The sequence below is a fragment of the Micromonospora sp. DT62 genome (genome assembly GCF_049847285.1).
Classification (GTDB): Bacteria; Actinomycetota; Actinomycetes; order Mycobacteriales; family Micromonosporaceae; genus Micromonospora; species Micromonospora reichwaldensis.
The window spans coordinates 253,091-269,571 of the sequence record NZ_JBNCOB010000004.1; the positions used below are offsets into that span (position 1 = coordinate 253,091).

The 16,481-nt window shown below is 73.9% G+C and carries 13 protein-coding genes; 5 read left to right on the forward strand and 8 right to left on the reverse strand.

Features of this window, described 5'->3' with window-relative positions; genetic code table 11:
* Positions 1–17: 17 nt before the first annotated feature.
* Entirely contained in the window at positions 18–821 is an 804-nt protein-coding gene (locus tag ACPXCB_RS08710) for a tryptophan 2,3-dioxygenase (RefSeq protein WP_425873810.1), read from the reverse strand.
* A gap of 96 nt (positions 822–917) precedes the next feature.
* Positions 918–2,546 (reverse strand): L-glutamate gamma-semialdehyde dehydrogenase, encoded by a 1,629-nt coding sequence (pruA, locus tag ACPXCB_RS08715; RefSeq protein ID WP_425873812.1) that lies wholly within the window; start codon positions 2,544–2,546, stop codon positions 918–920.
* A gap of 250 nt (positions 2,547–2,796) precedes the next feature.
* Here pruA and ACPXCB_RS08720 point away from each other — a divergent pair, with 250 nt between their 5' ends.
* A complete protein-coding gene (locus ACPXCB_RS08720) occupies positions 2,797–3,981 on the forward strand; it encodes a hypothetical protein (protein WP_425873815.1) in 1,185 nt (394 codons plus the stop codon).
* Positions 3,982–4,036: 55 nt separating this feature from the next.
* On the opposite strand, the gene ACPXCB_RS08725 is transcribed toward ACPXCB_RS08720, so the two are convergent.
* Positions 4,037–4,546: a DUF6912 family protein gene (locus ACPXCB_RS08725; RefSeq protein ID WP_425873817.1), complete on the reverse strand. Its 510-nt coding sequence runs from the start codon at positions 4,544–4,546 to the stop codon at positions 4,037–4,039.
* A gap of 163 nt (positions 4,547–4,709) precedes the next feature.
* Here ACPXCB_RS08725 and ACPXCB_RS08730 point away from each other — a divergent pair, with 163 nt between their 5' ends.
* Positions 4,710–4,991 (forward strand): helix-turn-helix domain-containing protein, encoded by a 282-nt coding sequence (locus tag ACPXCB_RS08730; protein WP_425873819.1) that lies wholly within the window; start codon positions 4,710–4,712, stop codon positions 4,989–4,991.
* Positions 4,992–5,095: 104 nt separating this feature from the next.
* A complete protein-coding gene (locus ACPXCB_RS08735; RefSeq protein ID WP_425873821.1) occupies positions 5,096–5,689 on the forward strand; it encodes an Rv3235 family protein in 594 nt (197 codons plus the stop codon).
* A 209-nt stretch (positions 5,690–5,898) separates the two neighbouring features.
* On the opposite strand, the gene secA is transcribed toward ACPXCB_RS08735, so the two are convergent.
* Positions 5,899–8,820, reverse strand: coding sequence for a preprotein translocase subunit SecA (gene secA / locus ACPXCB_RS08740; RefSeq protein ID WP_425873823.1), 2,922 nt, complete (start codon positions 8,818–8,820; stop codon positions 5,899–5,901).
* A 161-nt stretch (positions 8,821–8,981) separates the two neighbouring features.
* On the opposite strand from secA, the gene ACPXCB_RS08745 reads away from it, so the two are divergent.
* The gene (locus tag ACPXCB_RS08745; RefSeq protein WP_425873825.1) at positions 8,982–10,145 is read left to right on the forward strand and encodes a GNAT family N-acetyltransferase; all 1,164 of its coding nucleotides are present in this window, start codon (positions 8,982–8,984) and stop codon (positions 10,143–10,145) included.
* A complete protein-coding gene (locus ACPXCB_RS08750; protein WP_425873827.1) occupies positions 10,142–11,251 on the forward strand; it encodes a GNAT family N-acetyltransferase in 1,110 nt (369 codons plus the stop codon). The genes ACPXCB_RS08745 and ACPXCB_RS08750 overlap by 4 nt, the downstream gene beginning before the upstream one ends.
* A gap of 56 nt (positions 11,252–11,307) precedes the next feature.
* On the opposite strand, the gene hpf is transcribed toward ACPXCB_RS08750, so the two are convergent.
* From hpf to mtrB, 4 genes are all read right to left on the reverse strand, one after another.
* A complete protein-coding gene (gene hpf, locus ACPXCB_RS08755; protein ID WP_132233588.1) occupies positions 11,308–11,940 on the reverse strand; it encodes a ribosome hibernation-promoting factor, HPF/YfiA family in 633 nt (210 codons plus the stop codon).
* Positions 11,941–12,189: 249 nt separating this feature from the next.
* On the reverse strand, positions 12,190–12,894 hold the full coding sequence (locus tag ACPXCB_RS08760) for a ComF family protein (protein WP_425873829.1): 705 nt from the start codon (positions 12,892–12,894) through the stop codon (positions 12,190–12,192).
* 5 nt (positions 12,895–12,899) lie between these two features.
* Positions 12,900–14,696, reverse strand: a complete 1,797-nt coding sequence (locus ACPXCB_RS08765) for an LpqB family beta-propeller domain-containing protein (protein ID WP_425873831.1) — start codon at positions 14,694–14,696, stop codon at positions 12,900–12,902.
* Positions 14,693–16,480 carry an MtrAB system histidine kinase MtrB gene (mtrB, locus tag ACPXCB_RS08770; RefSeq protein WP_425873833.1) on the reverse strand — a complete coding sequence of 596 codons (1,788 nt, stop codon included), beginning with the start codon at positions 16,478–16,480 and terminating at the stop codon, positions 14,693–14,695. Before mtrB ends, ACPXCB_RS08765 begins: the two co-directional genes overlap by 4 nt.
* Between the last annotated feature and the right edge of the window lies 1 nt (position 16,481).

Below are 16,481 nucleotides of genomic sequence, written 5' to 3' on the forward strand. Positions count from 1 at the left end.
GGGGAGGCGCGGGACGGTCACAGTCGGCTACGCAGCTCCCACAGCTCCGGGTAGAACCGGGTCTCCACGCGGGAGCGCAGGTACGCCCCACCGGCCGAGCCCCCGGTGCCGGGCTTCGTGCCGATCTGCCGCTCGGCCATCAGCACGTGCCGGGCCCGCCACAGTGAGAACGCCTGGTCGTGGGCGACCAGCGCCTCCGCGAGGTCCCACAGCGGCCCGAACCGCTCCCGGTCCCCGGCGATCGTGGCGTACGCCGCGAAGCGCGCCTCCTCCTCGGCGACGTCGAAGCCGGCCCGGCCGAGCACGGCCAGGAAGCCGTCCCAGAGGCTCGGCTCGGCCAGCCGCCGCTCCAGGCGCTCCCGCTCGACGTCGGGCAGCCCCCGGAAGCGGCGCAGGTAGTCCGGATCCTTCAGGCCGGAGAGGAACTCGATCTCCCGGAACTGGGCGGACTGGAAGCCCGAGGCCGGGGCGAGCTTGGTGCGGAAGGCCAGGAAGTCCTGCGGGGTCATCGTGTCGATCACGTCGACCTGACCGATCAGGACCCGTTCCACCACGTGGCAGCGCTCCAGCCGCACCCGGGGCAGGTAGGTCTCGCCGTCCAGCAGCCGGTCCCGGGCGTCGGTCAGCTCGGAGAGCAGCAGCTTGAACCACAGCTCGTAGACCTGGTGGATGGTGATGAAGAGCAGCTCGTCGTGGGAGGCCGGGTCGGACTCCGGCACCTGGGCGGCCAGCAGGTCGGCCAGCCGCAGGTAGTCGGTGTAGGTGAGCAGGCCACCCTGCTCGCCGAAGTGGGGATCCTGCGCGGGGGTGGGGTGGGTCACAGCGGCCACCGTACCGCCGTCGCCCCACCCCCGCCCGCTGGCGAGGAAGGGCCCCTTCCTGCGCACGAGGCGTTGAGAAGGGGCCCTCCTGACACCTCAGCCCATGTGGGGGTAGGTGTGGTCGGTCGGCGCGACGAAGGTCTCCTTGATGGTCCGGGGCGACATCCACCGGACGAGGTTGTGCCAGGAGCCGGCCTTGTCGTTGGTGCCGCTGGCCCGGGCGCCGCCGAAGGGCTGCTGCCCGACCACCGCGCCGGTCGGCTTGTCGTTGATGTAGAAGTTGCCGGCGGCGTACCGCATCTTCTCGGCGACCGCGTCGACCACCCGGCGGTCCGTCGCGAAGATCGACCCGGTCAGGGCGTACGGCGCGATCGACTCGGCCTGGCCGACCACGTCGTCGAAGCGGCCGTCGTCGAAGACGTGCACGCCGAGGATCGGCCCGAAGTACTCGGTGGTGAACGTCTCGTGCGCCGCGTCGGTGCACTCGAACAGCGTGGGCCGGACGAACCAGCCGACGGAGTCGTCGGCGGTGCCGCCGGCGAGGACCCGGCAGGCGTCGTCGCCGGAGATCAGCTCCAGCGCGGCGCGGTGCCGGTCGAACGCCTTGGCGTCGATCACGGCGCCGCCGAAGTTGCCGAAGTCGGTGACGTCGCCGTAGGTCAGGGACTCCGCGGTGGCGGCCAGCCGGTCGCGCAGCCCGCCCTCCCACAGCGACCGCGGGACGTACGCCCGGGACGCCGCCGAGCACTTCTGGCCCTGGTACTCGAAGGCGCCGCGGATCAGGGCGGTGTGCAGGGCGTCGACGTCGGCGCTGGTGTGCGCGACGACGAAGTCCTTGCCGCCGGTCTCGCCGACCAGCCGGGGGTAGCCCCGGTAGCGGGAGATGTTCTCGCCGACGGTCCGCCACAGGTGCTGGAAGACCTTCGTGGAGCCGGTGAAGTGGATGCCGGCCAGGTCCGGGTCGGCGAGCACCACGTCGGAGACCTCCTCGCCGCGCCCGGTGACCATGTTGATCACGCCGGGGGGCAGGCCGGCCGCCTCGAACAGCCGCATGGTGAAGTGCGCGGAGAACTGCTGGGTCGGGCCCGGCTTCCAGACCACGGTGTTGCCCAGCAGGGCCGGCGCCGAGGGCAGGTTGCCGGCGATGGCCGTGAAGTTGAACGGGGTGACCGCGTAGACGAAGCCCTCCAGCGGGCGGTGGTCGAAGCGGTTCCACACCCCCGGCGACGACATCGGCTGCGCCTCGAGCAGCTCCCGGGCGAAGTGCACGTTGAACCGGAGGAAGTCGATGAACTCGCAGGCCGCGTCGATCTCGGCCTGGATGACGGTCTTCGACTGGCCGAGCATGGTGGCCGCGTTCAGCGTGTCACGCCACGGGCCGGCGAGCAGCTCGGCGGCGCGCAGGAAGATCGCGGCCCGCTCCTCGAACGGCAGGGCCCGCCACATTCCGGCGGCGTCCTTGGCGGCCTTCACGGCGGCGCGGGCGTCGTCGTGGGTGGCGTGTGCGGTGACGCCGAGCACGTGCGCGTGCCTGTGCGGCTGCACGACGTCGATCGACTCGCCGCCGGCCATCCGCTGCTCACCGGCGATGGTCATCGGCAGGTCGATCCGCTCGGCGGCCAGCTCGGTCAGCCGCCGCTGGAGCCGTTCCCGGTCGGCACTGCCCGGCTCGTAGTTGCGGACCGGCTCGTTGCGCGGCTCGGGTACGGAGAACACAGCGTCCATCAAGGCTCCTGGCGATCTCGACAGCGGTGGCGAAACCGGACCCGCGGGCACCGGCCGGGTGACCGGCGCCGACGCCGTGCCGGGTTGACCGGTCACGGCAGCGGGACCTCTCCCGATTCTTCCACGCCCCACCCGCAGCCCTCCCACCCCGCGCGGGGCGGGCGACGGGGGCGGGCGTGGCGGACGCGTACGCTGGGTGGCCGGTGAACTGCCGGCCCACCGGGGCCGGGCGTCCGTCGGAGGGAAGACGATGACCAAGCAGCCCGGCAGCTCCGCAGCCGCGGAGTCCGACCGGTCGGCGCCGGCCGCCGACGCGGTTCCCGCCACGACGGACGCCATCGGGGCCACCGCCGCCGCCACGACGGACGCCGTCGGGGAAACCGCCACCGGCACGACGGACGCCGCCGGGGACACCGCCGCCGAAGCGCGGGACGCCACCGGCGCCGCACCGGTGGACGAGACCGACGCGACCGGGGCCGGACCCTCCGTCGACCTGCGGGGCGGGACGGCGCTGCCGCTCGCGCCCGGTGCGCCGGTGCTGGCGCTCCTGGCGCTCGGGTGGCTGGCCGCGATGCTCTGGTCGACCCGCGAGGTGATCAGCTCCGCGGCGGCCGGGCTCACCGCCATCAGCCTCTCCGCGTTCGCCCTGCCGGGGGTGATCTCGGCGGCGCTGGTCGCCGGCGCCGGCTTCGCCCTCTTCGGCGTCGACCTGCTCGCCCGCCGGGGCAGCGACCGGGTCACCCTGCGCTTCGTGGCGGCGATCGGCACCGGCCTGCTCGTCGGGCTCGCCGCCGCGTTCGCGATCAACCTGACGTACGCCGACAACGCGACCACCAACGTGATCGCCGCCACCACCGCCGCCGCCGCGACCGTCGGCGGGGCCGTCGCCGGCGCGCGTAGCGGGTCCGTGGTCGGGGCCGTGGTGGCCGCCGCCCTCGGCACGCTGATCTTCGTGGTGGCCTTCAGCCGGGCCCGCGACCCGCTCTTCGACCTGTTCGGCGGCGGCGACGGCCAGGAGTCGCTGCTGAGCGCGGCCAAGTGGGTGTCCCGCACCGAGTCCCTGCTCGCCGGCCTGGTGGCCGGGCTGCTGGCCTTCGGGTACCTGACCCTGGCCCGCCGCCGGGCCGCCCGGCTCGACGCGGCGGCGCCCGCGCCCCGCTGGCCCGCCTACCTGCTGGCCGGCGCCGGCCCGGGCCTGCTCCTGATCGTCGCCGAGGTGATCATCCGGGTCGGCGGGCGGTCCCTGCTCGACCTGGCCGGGGCGCTGAGCGAGGCGGACGCGGTGGCCCAGACCTCGCTGGGCACCTCCCGGATCGACAACGCCATCTGGGTGCTCTTCGTCGGCGCCCTGACCGCGATGATCGCCTTCGGCCGCACCCTGGGGCCGGCCCACGCCGACGACGACGAGCCGGTCGAGGCCGCTCCCACCCGCTGACCTCGCGGTACCCGTCCCGCCGCGCCGGCACCGGCCGTCAGGCGGCGGGCGGGGGTCAGGAGGTGGCGCGGAGCAGCAGGTCCAGCTCGGTGACGTCGTACCACTCCAGCTCGTGGTCCTCGGCGCCGTCGACCGTGAACTGCGCGTCCGGGTCGCCGGCCAGGGCCTCGGTGACCACCTCCGCCGCGGCGGAGACGTCCTCGACCGCGTCGGCGCCGTCCACGTGGACGGCCGCGACGGCGCCCACCGGCACAGGGGCGCTCAGCTCGACCGCGCTGGAGCCCAGCTCCCCGTCGCCCCGGCCCACGGCCGAGGCGGGCAGGTCGACCGAGACGACGATCCGGCGGCGGGGCGCGTCGGGGTCGGCCCGGAGCAGCTGCAACGCGTCCTGGGCGGCCCGGGTGAAGGCGACGTACTCCAGCTCCTCCTCGTCGCCCTCGGCGTACCACTCCCGCAGGGTGGGGGTCACCGCGTGCGCGGCGGCCACCGGCAGCCCGGCGCCGCGCAGAAGGGTCAGCATCGGGACGGTCGCCGGCACGTACACCCGGACAAGCTCCTCGGTCACCGGTCGTCTCCCCCGCTCAGGTCCCTGCGCCGGCTTCCGCCGGCCCCGGCCGATCATGCCCTATCGCCGTGACCGTCATACACCGCGCACCTTCTCCGGTGGAAGCGTCCCACCGGTGTGTCCCGGAGCGGGTCGGCGCAGGTCGCGTCCGGGCGGCTGGGCCATGTCGGCCGTCGGTGGCAAACTGAACCAAACGACGCCAACCCCGGGGGTTTTCGTGGAGCCGAGGTTCCTGCTGCTCTCCGACGTGGCCACCGAGCTGAACGTGTCGGACTCGCAGGTCTACCACATGGTGCGCAGCGGCGAACTGCCCGCGATCAAGATCGGCGGGCGTGGCCAGTGGCGGGTGGAACGCGCCCGGCTGGAGGAGTACATCGACCGCAAGTACGCCGAGACGGCCGACTGGGTGCGGAGCAACCCGCTGGCCGACCGCGACCCGGAGTAACCGGACCGATCCGCAGAGGCATTGACCGTGAGCTCTGCCGTGCCTGAGAATGGAGCCTGTCGAAGGCAAACGAAGGCAAACGCAAGATCATGGGAGGTTTCCGGATGACCGATCACCGCCGACCCGGGCCGGCGCGGCCTCCCGTCCGGCTACGCCCCGCCCCCTCGTTCGAGCCGTCGTTCACCGACGACGACGCCCACTGGCCGGCCCCGGGTCACGCCCAGCTCGTCCTCGACCTGTTCGAGCCGTCCCGACGCGAGGCCGACCGGCCGCCCGGCCGACGACAGCGGCCGGTGCCGACCGGCCCCGGCCGTCGGCCCGCCGCCCCGCTGCCACTGGACGCGCTGGTGACCGCCACCCCCGAGGCGACCGGGGCCGCGCACCGGTTCGTCCGCACCTGCCTGGAGGTGCTCAACGGCTACCGCTCGCCCGGGCAGCTCCGGCCGCTGCTCGACCCGGCGCGGGCGGCCGGGCTGCTGCCCGAGCTGGCCCGCGCCACCGCCCGTTCCGGTCCGCTCCGCCGCCGGTCGACCCGCCCGGCCGTACGCCTGCTCCGGCTGCGGGTCTGCGAGCCGCGCACCGCCGCCGTCGAGGTGGCCGCGGTGCTCGCCAGCACGGGCGGGCGCACCTGGGCGATGGCGCTGCGCCTGGAGCACCGCCGGGGCAGCTGGCTCTGCACGGCCCTCCAGGTGCTCTGAGCTGCCGGGCTCCGGCCACGCGCGCATGGTGCTCACCCACGAGCCCGGGGCGGACCTGGTGCGCGCCGACCCGACGGTCGCCGAGGTGCGCACCAGGTCCGCCCCGGGTGGCCAGCCGCCCGGACGGTGGCCGAGACGGAAGCGAGCCGTGGTCCACGAGGACCACGGCTCGACTTGCTCCGGCGGGCGCGGGCCCGCTCAGCTGCCGGTCACGCGCCGCCGTTGGGGGCGCCGTGGCAGCGCTTGTACTTCCGGCCGGACCCGCACGGGCACGGCGCGTTGCGGGACGGGCCGTTGCCGGCCTCCGCCTGCCCCGACGCCGCCCGCCGGTTGTTGCCGGCCGGGACGCCCGGGCCGCGCAGACCCGACGCCGGACGCTGCGGCGCCGCCGGGGCGGTCGTCCCCGGCGCGGCCGGGGCGGCCGGTGCCGGACGACCGACGCCCAGCGCGGGCGCCTGCTGCTCGGCGTGCTCGACGGCCACCGCACCGGCGCCGGCCTCGCCGTCGATGGTCGGCGCGGAGTACTGCAGGCCCTGCTGCTGCGGGGCCCGGCCCAGGCCCTTGGCCCGGATCTCGACCGGCTTGTCGAGCAGCTGGACCTCCTCGGCCTCGGGCTCCGGCTCGTTGACCTGGACCTCGAGGTTGTAGAGGAAGCCGACCGTCTCCTCCTTGATGCCGTCCATCATCGTCGCGAACATGTCGAAGCCCTCGCGCTGGTATTCCACCACCGGGTCGCGCTGGGCGTACGCCCGCAGGCTGATGCCCTCCTGGAGGTAGTCCATCTCGTAGAGGTGCTCGCGCCACTTGCGGTCGATGACCTGGAGCAGGACCATCCGCTCCAGCTGGCGGGTGCCCTCCTCGCCGAGCTGCTCCTCACGCCGGTCGTACGCGGCGTGCGCGTCCTCCTTGAGGCGGGAGAGCAGGAAGTCCGCGTCGATGCCGGCCCGCGAGCCGCCGGCCTCCTCCTCCAGCTCCTCGATCGTGATGCCCACCGGGTAGAGCTGCTTCAGGCTGGCCCAGAGCTGCTCCAGGTCCCAGTCCTCGCCGTAGCCGTCGGCGGTGGCCCCCCGCACGTACGCGTCAACGACATCGTCGATCATGTTGCGGACCTGGTCGGAGAGGTCCTCGCCGTTGAGCACCCGCAGCCGCTCGGCGTAGATCACCTGGCGCTGCTTGTTCATGACCTCGTCGTACTTGAGGACGTTCTTGCGGATCTCGGCGTTCTGGCCCTCGATCTGGGCCTGCGCGCTCTTGATCTGCTTGGTGACCATCTTCGACTCGATGGGCACGTCCTCCGGGATGTTGAAGCGCTCCATGACCGCCTCGACGGCGCCGGAGCGGAAGCGCTTCATCAGCTCGTCCTGGAGGGAGAGGTAGAAGCGGGACTCGCCCGGGTCACCCTGCCGGCCCGACCGACCGCGCAGCTGGTTGTCGATGCGCCGGGACTCGTGCCGCTCGGTGCCCAGCACGTAGAGCCCACCGGCGGCGGCGACCTCATCCGCCTCGGCGTCGCAGGCCTGCTTCCACTGGGGCAGGACCTCCTCCATCGCCTTGGCGTACTCCTCCTCCTGCTCGACCGGGTCGAGGCCGCGCTGGCGCAGCTCGTTGGCGGCGAGGAACTCGGCGTTGCCGCCGAGCAGGATGTCGGTGCCACGACCGGCCATGTTGGTGGCGACGGTGACGGCGCCCTTGCGGCCGGCCTGGGCGACGATCTCGGCCTCGCGGGCGTGGAACTTGGCGTTCAGCACGGAGTGCGGGATGCCGCGCCGGCGCAGCAACTGCGAGATGATCTCGGAATTCTCCACCGAGACGGTGCCGACGAGCACCGGCTGACCCAGCGCGTGCCGCTCGGCGATGTCCTCCACCACGGCGTTGAACTTGGCCTTCTCGGTCTTGTAGATCACGTCCGGCCGGTCCTGGCGGACCATCGGCCGGTGGGTCGGGATCGTCACCACACCGACCTTGTAGACCTTGTTGAACTCGCCCGCCTCGGTCTGGGCGGTGCCGGTCATGCCGGAGAGCTTCTCGTAGAGGCGGAAGTAGTTCTGGAGGGTGATCGTGGCCAGGGTCTGGTTCTCCTGCTTGATCTCCACCCCCTCCTTGGCCTCGATCGCCTGGTGCATGCCCTCGTTGTAGCGGCGGCCGTGCAGGATGCGCCCGGTGAACTCGTCGACGATCAGGACCTCGCCGTCGCTGACGATGTAGTCCTTGTCGCGCTTGTAGAGCTCCTTGGCCTTGATGGCGTTGTTGAGGTAGCCCACCAGCGGGGTGTTGACCGACTCGTAGAGGTTGTCGATGCCCAGCCGGTCCTCGACCTTGGCCACGCCGCGCTCGGTGACGGCGATGGTGCGCTTGGAGTGGTCGACCTCGTAGTCGCCCTCGCCGTCCTTGCCGGCCTGGAGCCGGGCCACGACGCCCGCGAACTCGCCGTACCAACGGGCGGAGTGCTCGGCCGGGCCGGAGATGATCAGCGGGGTGCGGGCCTCGTCGATGAGGATCGAGTCGACCTCGTCGACCACCGCGAAGTTGTGGCCGCGCTGGACCAGCTCCTCCTTCGACCACGCCATGTTGTCGCGCAGGTAGTCGAAGCCGAACTCGTTGTTGGTGCCGTAGGTGATGTCGCACTCGTAGGCGGCCCGGTGCTCGGTGGCCGGCCGGTTGGGCAGCACCACCCCGACGGTGAGGCCGAGGAACTCGTGCACCTGGCCCATCCAGGCGGCGTCCCGCTGGGCCAGGTAGTCGTTGACCGTGATGACGTGCACGCCGTTGCCGGAGAGCGCGTTGAGGTAGACCGGCATGACCGAGGTCAGGGTCTTGCCCTCACCGGTCTTCATCTCGGCGATGTTGCCGAAGTGCAGCGCCGCGCCGCCCATGACCTGGACGTCGTAGGGCCGCTGGCCGAGCACCCGGGCGGCCGCCTCGCGGCAGACCGCGAACGCCTCCGGCAGCAGGTCGTCGAGGGTCTCGCCGTCGGCGAGCCGCTCCTTGAACTGGTCGGTCATGCCGCGCAACTCTTCGTCGGTGAGGTTGACGTAGTCGTCCTCGATCGAGTTGACGGCGGCGGCGATGGCCTTGAGCCGGCGCACCATACGGCCCTCGCCCGCGCGGAGGACCTTTTCCAGAATCGACACGGATCAACGCTCCCCTAGACAGTCTCGAACCATCGTAGGCGCTCCATCGGCGCGATGGTCACTGGTGGCGGCCCTCCGAGCCGGCGAAACCGACATAACACGCCCCGACTCGCGCCGCCCCGCCGAAATCCGGTTACGCCGTCCGCGAACGGTCCGGCACGATGGCTCGGGTGGAACCTGTCGAGATCACCGAGGACGGCCTGTTGCTGCGACCCTGGCGGGCGACCGACGCCGACGCGGTGCACCGGGCGTGCCAGGACCCGGACATTCAGCGCTGGACCACCGTACCGCGCCCGTACCTGCCCGAACACGCGCACCGGTTCGTGACCGAGGTGACCCCGACGGACTGGGCGACGGGCGCCGGGGCGCCGTTCGCGGTCTGCGACGCCGCCACCGGCGAGCTGCTCGCCTCCTGCGGGCTCGTCTCGATCGACACCGGCCTGCGCTCCGGCGAGATCGGCTACTGGACCGCGCCCTGGGCCCGGGGCGCGGGCGTGGCCGTCCGGGCCAGCCGGGCCGTCGCCCGCTGGGCGTTCGACGCGCTGGAGCTGCGCCGGCTGATCTGGCAGGCCGAGGTGGGCAACCACGCCTCCCGCCTGGTCGCGCTCCGGGCGGGTTTCCGCGTCGAGGGCCGGCTGCGGCTCGCCGACCCCGCCCCCGGCGGCAGCGCGGAGGGCTGGATCGGCTCCCTGCTCCCCGGCGAGGTGCCCGCCCCCGGGGAGACCGGTCCGGCCGGGCCGGGCACCCTGGAGGCCCGCCGCGCCGCCGTCTTCGGCGGGCCCCAGCCCGTCCTCTTCGCCACCGCCGGCGCCACCGAGTTGCGGCTGCGCCCGATGGAGGAGCGCGACCTGCCCGCGATCGTCGACACCTGCCGGGACCCGGAGAGCATCCGGTGGACCACCGTGCCCGACCCGTACGAGCGGGCGGACGCCGAGTCGTACCTGAACTTCGGCCGGGGCACCTGGGCCGGCGGCACCAGCGCCTGCTTCGTGGTCGCCGACGCCGAGGACCGGTACGTCGGCACGATCGACCTGCGGCTCTCCCCCGCCGACCCGCTGCTGGCCGACGTCGGCTTCATGGCCGCCCCCGCGGCCCGGGGCCGGGGCTACCTGTCGGCCGCGCTGACCGCGCTCAGCGCCTGGGGCTTCACCATGCTGGGCCTGGCCCGGATCGAGTGGCGGGCCCACGTCGGCAACACCGCCTCCCGTCGGGTCGCCGAGAAGGCCGGCTTCACGGTCGAGGGCGTCGCCCGGGGCGGGCTGACCCACCGCGACAAGCGGGTGGACGTCTGGGTCGGCGCGCTGCTCGCCGGGGACCTGATGTGACGCCCGAGGTGATCGAGGCCGACGGGGTGCGGCTGCGGCAGCACCGCCCCGCCGACGCCGCCGACCTGGCCGCCGGCTGCGGCGACCCGGTCAACCTGCGGTTCAACCCCGGCATGCCGCAGCCGTACACCGAGGCCGACGCCCGCTGGTGGATCACCGAGGGCGCCCCGGCGGCCTGGGCCGCGGGCGGGGCCGCGTACGCCATCGCCGACCGGACCACCGACCGGCTGGTCGGCGGCGCGGGCATCGGCCAGGTCGTGCCGCCGCGCCGGCAGGCGGAGGTGGGCTACTGGGTCGCGCCGTGGGCGCGGCGGCGCGGGATCGCCACCGCGGCGACCCGGGCCCTGGCCGACGCCGCGCTGCGCCACGGCGTCGACCGGCTGGAGCTGATGACCCACGCCGAGAATCCGGCCAGCCAGCGGGTGGCGCTCGCCGCCGGCTTCACCCACGAGGGGGTACGCCGGGCGGCCGGCCAGCTGCGCGGCGGCGGCCGGACGGACCTGCTCGCGTGGGTACGCCTCGCCGACGACCCGCCCGGTCCCGCCCCCCGGCTCCTGCCGGACCTGCCCGACGGCCGGCTCACCGACGGCGTGGTGACCCTGCGCCGGCTCGGCCCGGACGACGTCGACGTGATGTACCGCCTGCACACGCGGCCGGAGGTGGTGGCGAACCAGGCCCCGCCGGTGCCGCCGACCCGGGCGGCCGTCGAGCGGCGTTGCCTGCTGGCCGAGAGCGCGTGGCTCACCGGCACCATCGCCCGCCTGCTGATCGTCGACGCGGTCACCGGCGAGCCGGCGGGCAGTTGCGGGCTCAGCCTCTCCGACCCGGCGGCCGGTGAGGGCTCGGTCGGCTACGCGCTGCTGCCCGACCAGCGGGGACGCGGGCTGGCCACCAGGGCGGTGCGGCTCCTGGCCGGCTGGGCGTTCGGGCCGGCCGGGATCGCCCGGCTGGTCGCCGGCACCGTGCCCGCCAACACCGCCTCGCACGGGGTGCTGGAGCGGGTGGGATTCCGCCGGGAGGGCCTGCTGCTCGGGCGGCTGCCGGGACTGGCCGGCAGCCGCGTCGACGACCTGGTCTTCGGGCTGCTCCCCGACGAACTCCGCTGACCGCCCGCCTCGGGCGGCCGTGGTGGCGGGTGGGCCGCCACCACGGCGCCGGAGGGTCAGACGGCGAGGGAGATGATTCCGTAGTCGTAGGCGTGCCGCCGGTAGACGACGCTCGGGCGGCCGGACTCCTTGTCCTGGAACAGGTAGAAGTCGTGGCCGACGAGTTCCATCTGGAACAGGGCGTCGTCGACGGTCATCGGCTCGGCGGGGTGCACCTTCTCCCGCGCGATGTGCCAGGGCTGGTCGTGTTCCTCCTCCTCGACCCGTTCGGCGACGGCGGTGGCCGTCCCGACGCCGTCGGGGGACGCGCCCAGCGGCGCGTCGAGGCCGGCCACCGGCAGGCCGGCGGTGGCGGCGGCGACGGAGAGCGGCGCGTGCCGGCCCCGGTGGACGCGGCGGCGGTCGGCCGCCCGGCGCAACCGGGTGTCCAGCTTGGCGATGGCCGCGTCGAGCGCGCTGTAGAAGTCGTTCGTGCAGGCCTCCGCCCGGATCACCGGGCCACGGGAAACGCAGGTGATTTCGACGCGCTGGCAGTGGTCCGCCTGGCGCGGATTGCGCTCGTGGAACAGCTCCACATCGACGCGAATGAGTTTATGGTCGTAGCGTTCGATCTTTGCGAGTTTCTCCGCCACGTGCACCCGGTAATGATCCGGCACTTCGACGTTACGGCCCTTGACCACGATGTCCATGTGACCTCCCTAGTTCGGACGGTCGTTCGTTCCGGCATCCGGTCGCGCACCCCTGGGGGAGGCCCCACTCGGCGTCGACCGGTCAGTGCGGCTACGCCTCCTTTCACCACCGGGGGTGGATGGAAACACCTCCTACCCCCGACACGAAAACGCTAACTCGTGTTCGCCCGACAGTCACCCCCGGTCGCCGGGACAGCCAACAATTTTTCACAGCTCATACACCAACGGGTGAAACGGAAACACGCACCGTCACAAAATGCGCCGTCGCTCGGTCGCGGCGAGCACCGCGGCGACCGTCGGTGACAACCCGCTCGCGGTCAGCGCCCGCCCCACCGCCGCGAGGGTGGCCCCGGTGGTCAGGATGTCGTCGAGCACCACCACCGCCGCCCCGTCGGGCGCGGACGGGACCCGCGGGCGGACCCGGAAGGCCGCGTCGGCCGCCGCCGCCCGGCCGGCGCTGTCCAGCGTCACCGAGTCGGGGCGGGGCAGGGCCCGCAGAGGCCGCCGCACCCGCACCGGCCAGCCCGCCCGGCGCAGCCGGTCCGCGCAGTGCCGGGTCAGCCGGCCGAGGTGGTCGCCGTACCGGGCGCGGGCCGCCGCCGCGGTGTCCGGCACCGGCACCAGCGTCACCGGGCGGACCCCGCCCACCGCCGCCGCCACGACCTCGGCGAGCAGCGCCCCCAGCGGCCGGGCCAGCCCGTGCCGGCCGTGGTCCTTGTACGCCAGCAGCGCCTCCCGCAGCGGGCCCGCGTACGGGCCGAGGGCGACGCAGGGCGGCAGGTCGGGCGGGGCGGGAGTGGGTCGTACGGCCCGGGGGCGCAGCGCGCCGAGCGCCGCCACGCACTCCGGGCAGACGCCGTGCCGAAGCCCCGGCCCACGCTCGCGGCAACCGGCGCACTCCACGGGCAGCACCAGGTCGGTGAGGTCCGCCCAGAGCCCGCCGAGATCCCGCACGGAGATCAGTAGAGGAAGAAGGGGGCGGTCGGGTTGCCGGCACGCGCCCCGGCCGAGGGCGGCGCGACCTCCTGCACCTGCTCGGGCTGGATCCGCTCGAACGGGCCGCTGCGGTACGCCACCCCGTTCGCCTCGTACATCGCGGCGCCGACGCGCCCCACGGCGTTCGCCGGGTACGCGGCCAGGTGCGTCACCCGGGCGCCGATCTTGTCCTCCAGCCGGCTCTCCCGGGCGCCGTCCACGCTGACCTCGTAGACCGCGGGGCGGCCGACCGCGCCCGCGAGGACCAGGGTGTTCTCGCCGTACCAGTCGACGGCCGACAGGCTGGTCAGCCGGGTGTGCAGCCGACGGGCCGGGCCGGGGGTGACCCCCGCGCCGTCGGGGCTGAGTGCGGCGACGTAGAGCGCACCCCCGGCGATGACGGCGATCCGGTGGCCGTCCAGCGAGGCCGCCACCGCGGTCACCGGGCCGGGTACGCCCAGCGACACGGCGGTGAGCTGCGCCTGGGCGTCGAAGCGGTACAGGCTTCCGTCGGCGACCACGAGCCCGGCCGGCTGCCCCCGGTACGTGGAACGCAGCCAGACGGGCCGGCTCATGGCGGCGTAGCCCTTGGCGCTGCGGGTGAACACGGCCACCGGATCGGTGCCGGTGCCGACGGAGAGCCACTGGCGGTCGGCGTCGGTGACCACCAGCGCCGCCAGGATCTGGTGGCCGGCGCGGCTGATCCCGGCGGACACGACGTTCCGGTTCGCCTTGGCGTCCACGGGCACCGGGCCGCTCGGCTCGCCGGCGTAGGCCAGCGGGTGGACGGCACCCTCGTAGACGCAGAACCGCTGGAAGCTCTCCGTGAGCTGGTGCACCGGACGATCCCGGCGGCGCCGCTCCAGGTCCGGGATGAACTCCTGGGACTGGTTGCGGATCTTGATGTCGAGCGGCCCGTCGAGGTCGGACAGCGACCAGGCGAGCTGCGTGCCGAGCTGCTCCAGCCGGGCCTTGTCCTCCGGCATCTCCAGGTCGACCTCCCAGCGGCCGTCCGTCCGGGTAGCGTTGTTGATCAGGCGGGTGCCGTCCGGCAGCTTGCTCACCCCCGTGCCGAGCCAGGCCGACGGGCCGGCCGTCAGCCACTTGACCACCTCGCTCACCCGCCGCTCGTCCGGCACCGCGAGCGGCAGGTAGCGCTGGTCGGGGACGAGGCGACTGCGGTCGTTGTTCCAGAAGTAGATCGTCCTGCTCTGGTAGTACGTCTCCAGCGCATCGACGCTGAGCAGCAGCGCGGTCGGCGGGTTCGCCACGTACAGGCCCCCGTCGGCCAGGCCCTCCTGCCCGGCCTGGCTGCGCAGCTCGAACGTGTACGTCGTGGTGCTCGTCTCCGGCGGGCCCAGCGTGCCGTCGGTACGCAGCTGCCCGACCTGCTGCACCTTGAGGGTGACCTCGGTCCGGTCCGGCGCGTACACGATCACCGGATCCTCGGTGAGCCGGACGACGGCCAGCGCGACCTCGCTGCCCTGCTTGGTCTGGAGGCGTTCGCGGTCGGCCGGGGCGATGAACTGCCGGACCCGCTGGTAGGCCCGGTCCGGCTCGCCGGCCGCGGCGGAGAGGAAGTTCTCGACGAACTGCTCGGCGTCGGTGCCGCCGGCGCTCCGGCTCGGGGGCTCGCCCCGGCTGCCGCTGGTCGAGGCGCCCTCCGCCGCCGGCCCCGGCCCGTCCACCCGGACCTCGGTGTTCTCCGGGATGCCGCAGCCGGCCACGCCGCCCAGCAGCAGCGCGCCGCCGAGCAGGCCGGCGAGCAGCCGACGCCTCACGACCCCACCTCCGCGTGCCCCCCGTTGCCCGGCCGTCGCGGACCGACCGCCAGCGCGCCGTCGGTGCCCGGGCCGATCGTGAGCGCGCCCCCGGTGCCGGGGCCGATGGCCAGCAGCCCGCCCGCCCGGGGCCCGCCGAAGGGCAGCGTGGCGTCGGCCGGGACCAGCCGCAGCGGCGAGGTGGTCAGCCGGTCGCCGGCCCGCGACGGCAGGGTGAGCCGGAACTGGGCGCCCTGCCCGGGCGCGCCCCACGCCTCCAGCCAGCCGCCGTGCAGCCGGGCGTCCTCCAGGCTGATCGACAGGCCGAGCCCGGTGCCGCCGGTCTGCCGGGCCCGGGACGGGTCGGCCCGCCAGAAGCGATTGAACACCAGCTTCTCCTCGCCCGGCTTGAGCCCCACCCCGTGGTCGCGGACGGTGATCGCCACCGCCGTGTCGTCCACCCCGAGCGTGATCAGCACGGGCTTGGCCTCGCCGTGCTCGACGGCGTTGCCGACCAGGTTGCGCAGCACCCGCTCCACCCGCCGGGGGTCCACCTCGGCGATCACCGGGGTGCCGGGGACGTCCAGCTCGATGGCCACCCCGACGCGATCGGCGAGGCCCGACAGCCGGTCGGCCACCCGGTGCACGACCGGCACCAGGTCGGTCGGCTCCGAGTCGAGCATGGCGAAGCCGGCGTCGAAGCGGCTGATCTCCAGCAGGTCGGTGAGCAGCTCCTCGAACCGGTCCAGCTCGGCCTGGAGCAGCTCGGCGCTGCGGGCCACCGCCGGGTCGAACTCGTCCCGCTCGGCGAAGATCAGGTCGGCGGCCATCCGGACCGTGGTCAGCGGCGTGCGCAGCTCGTGCGAGACGTCGGAGGTGAAGCGGCGTTGCAGCCGGGACATCTCCTCCAGCCGCAGGATCTGCCGTTGCAGGTTGGTCGCCATCTGGTTGAACGACGCCGCGAGCAGGGCGAGGTCGTCCTCGCCGTTGACCACCATCCGCTGGTCGAGCAGGCCGGCGGAGAGCCGCTGGGCGGTGCGGGCGGCCACCCGTACCGGGGTCACCACCAGCCGGGTGACCAGGCCGGCGAGCAGCGCGAGCAGGAGCACCAGGGCCGCTCCGGTGGCGGCCACGGTGCCCCGTACGTCGGCGGCCGTCTTGTCTTGCCGGGCCAGCGGCACGAGGTAGTAGAGCTCCACCTGGCCGAACCGGGTGGGCACCGGCGAGCCGTAGACCAGGTATTTCGTGCGCTCCTCGCCGAGGCGCCCGGTGCGGATCTGGCTGGCGACCTTGCCCCCGGCGACGGTCTCGCGCAGCTCCCGGCTGATCAGCGGGCGGACGTTGACCGCGGGCGAGGACCGGGGCTGGATGGCCCCGGTGTGGTTGTCGGCGGTGAGCGCCACGATGACGCCGGTGGTCTGCTGCGGGTCACCGCCGGCCAGGTAGTTGACCGTGCCGTCGATGGTCTCCTGGAGCTGCCCCTCCTGCGGCTGGTTGTAGAGGCCGAACTGCTTCGCCGCGTAGTCCGCGCCGTTGCCCAGCCGGATCCGCACGTCGGTCTCGACGTTCTCCACGAGGATGCCGGTGATCTTGTCGGCGATCAGGTAGGCGAAACCGCCCACCAGCAGGCTCGACGCGACCAGTGTGATGGTCACCACCCGCAGCTGGAGCGACCGGCGCCAGCTCTGGTGCAACCCGGAGAGCAGGCGCGCGGCCCGGCCGCTCACGCCACGCCACAGCTCCCGCGCGGCGACACGCCGGCGCGGAGCTGTCGTCGGGGGGTCCGGAATCGGGGAGGTGGCCACA

Excerpts from the sequence above, each read along its gene's own strand:
- ACPXCB_RS08735 (WP_425873821.1), top strand. The coding sequence starts at position 5,096 with ATGACCGATCACCGCCGACCCGGGCCGGCGCGGCCTCCCGTCCGGCTA.
- ACPXCB_RS08730 (WP_425873819.1), top strand. The coding sequence starts at position 4,710 with ATGTCGGCCGTCGGTGGCAAACTGAACCAAACGACGCCAACCCCGGGG.
- ACPXCB_RS08720 (WP_425873815.1), top strand. The coding sequence starts at position 2,797 with ATGACCAAGCAGCCCGGCAGCTCCGCAGCCGCGGAGTCCGACCGGTCG.
- pruA (WP_425873812.1), bottom strand. The coding sequence starts at position 2,546 with ATGGACGCTGTGTTCTCCGTACCCGAGCCGCGCAACGAGCCGGTCCGC.
- hpf (WP_132233588.1), bottom strand. The coding sequence starts at position 11,940 with ATGGACATCGTGGTCAAGGGCCGTAACGTCGAAGTGCCGGATCATTAC.
- ACPXCB_RS08745 (WP_425873825.1), top strand. The coding sequence starts at position 8,982 with ATGGCTCGGGTGGAACCTGTCGAGATCACCGAGGACGGCCTGTTGCTG.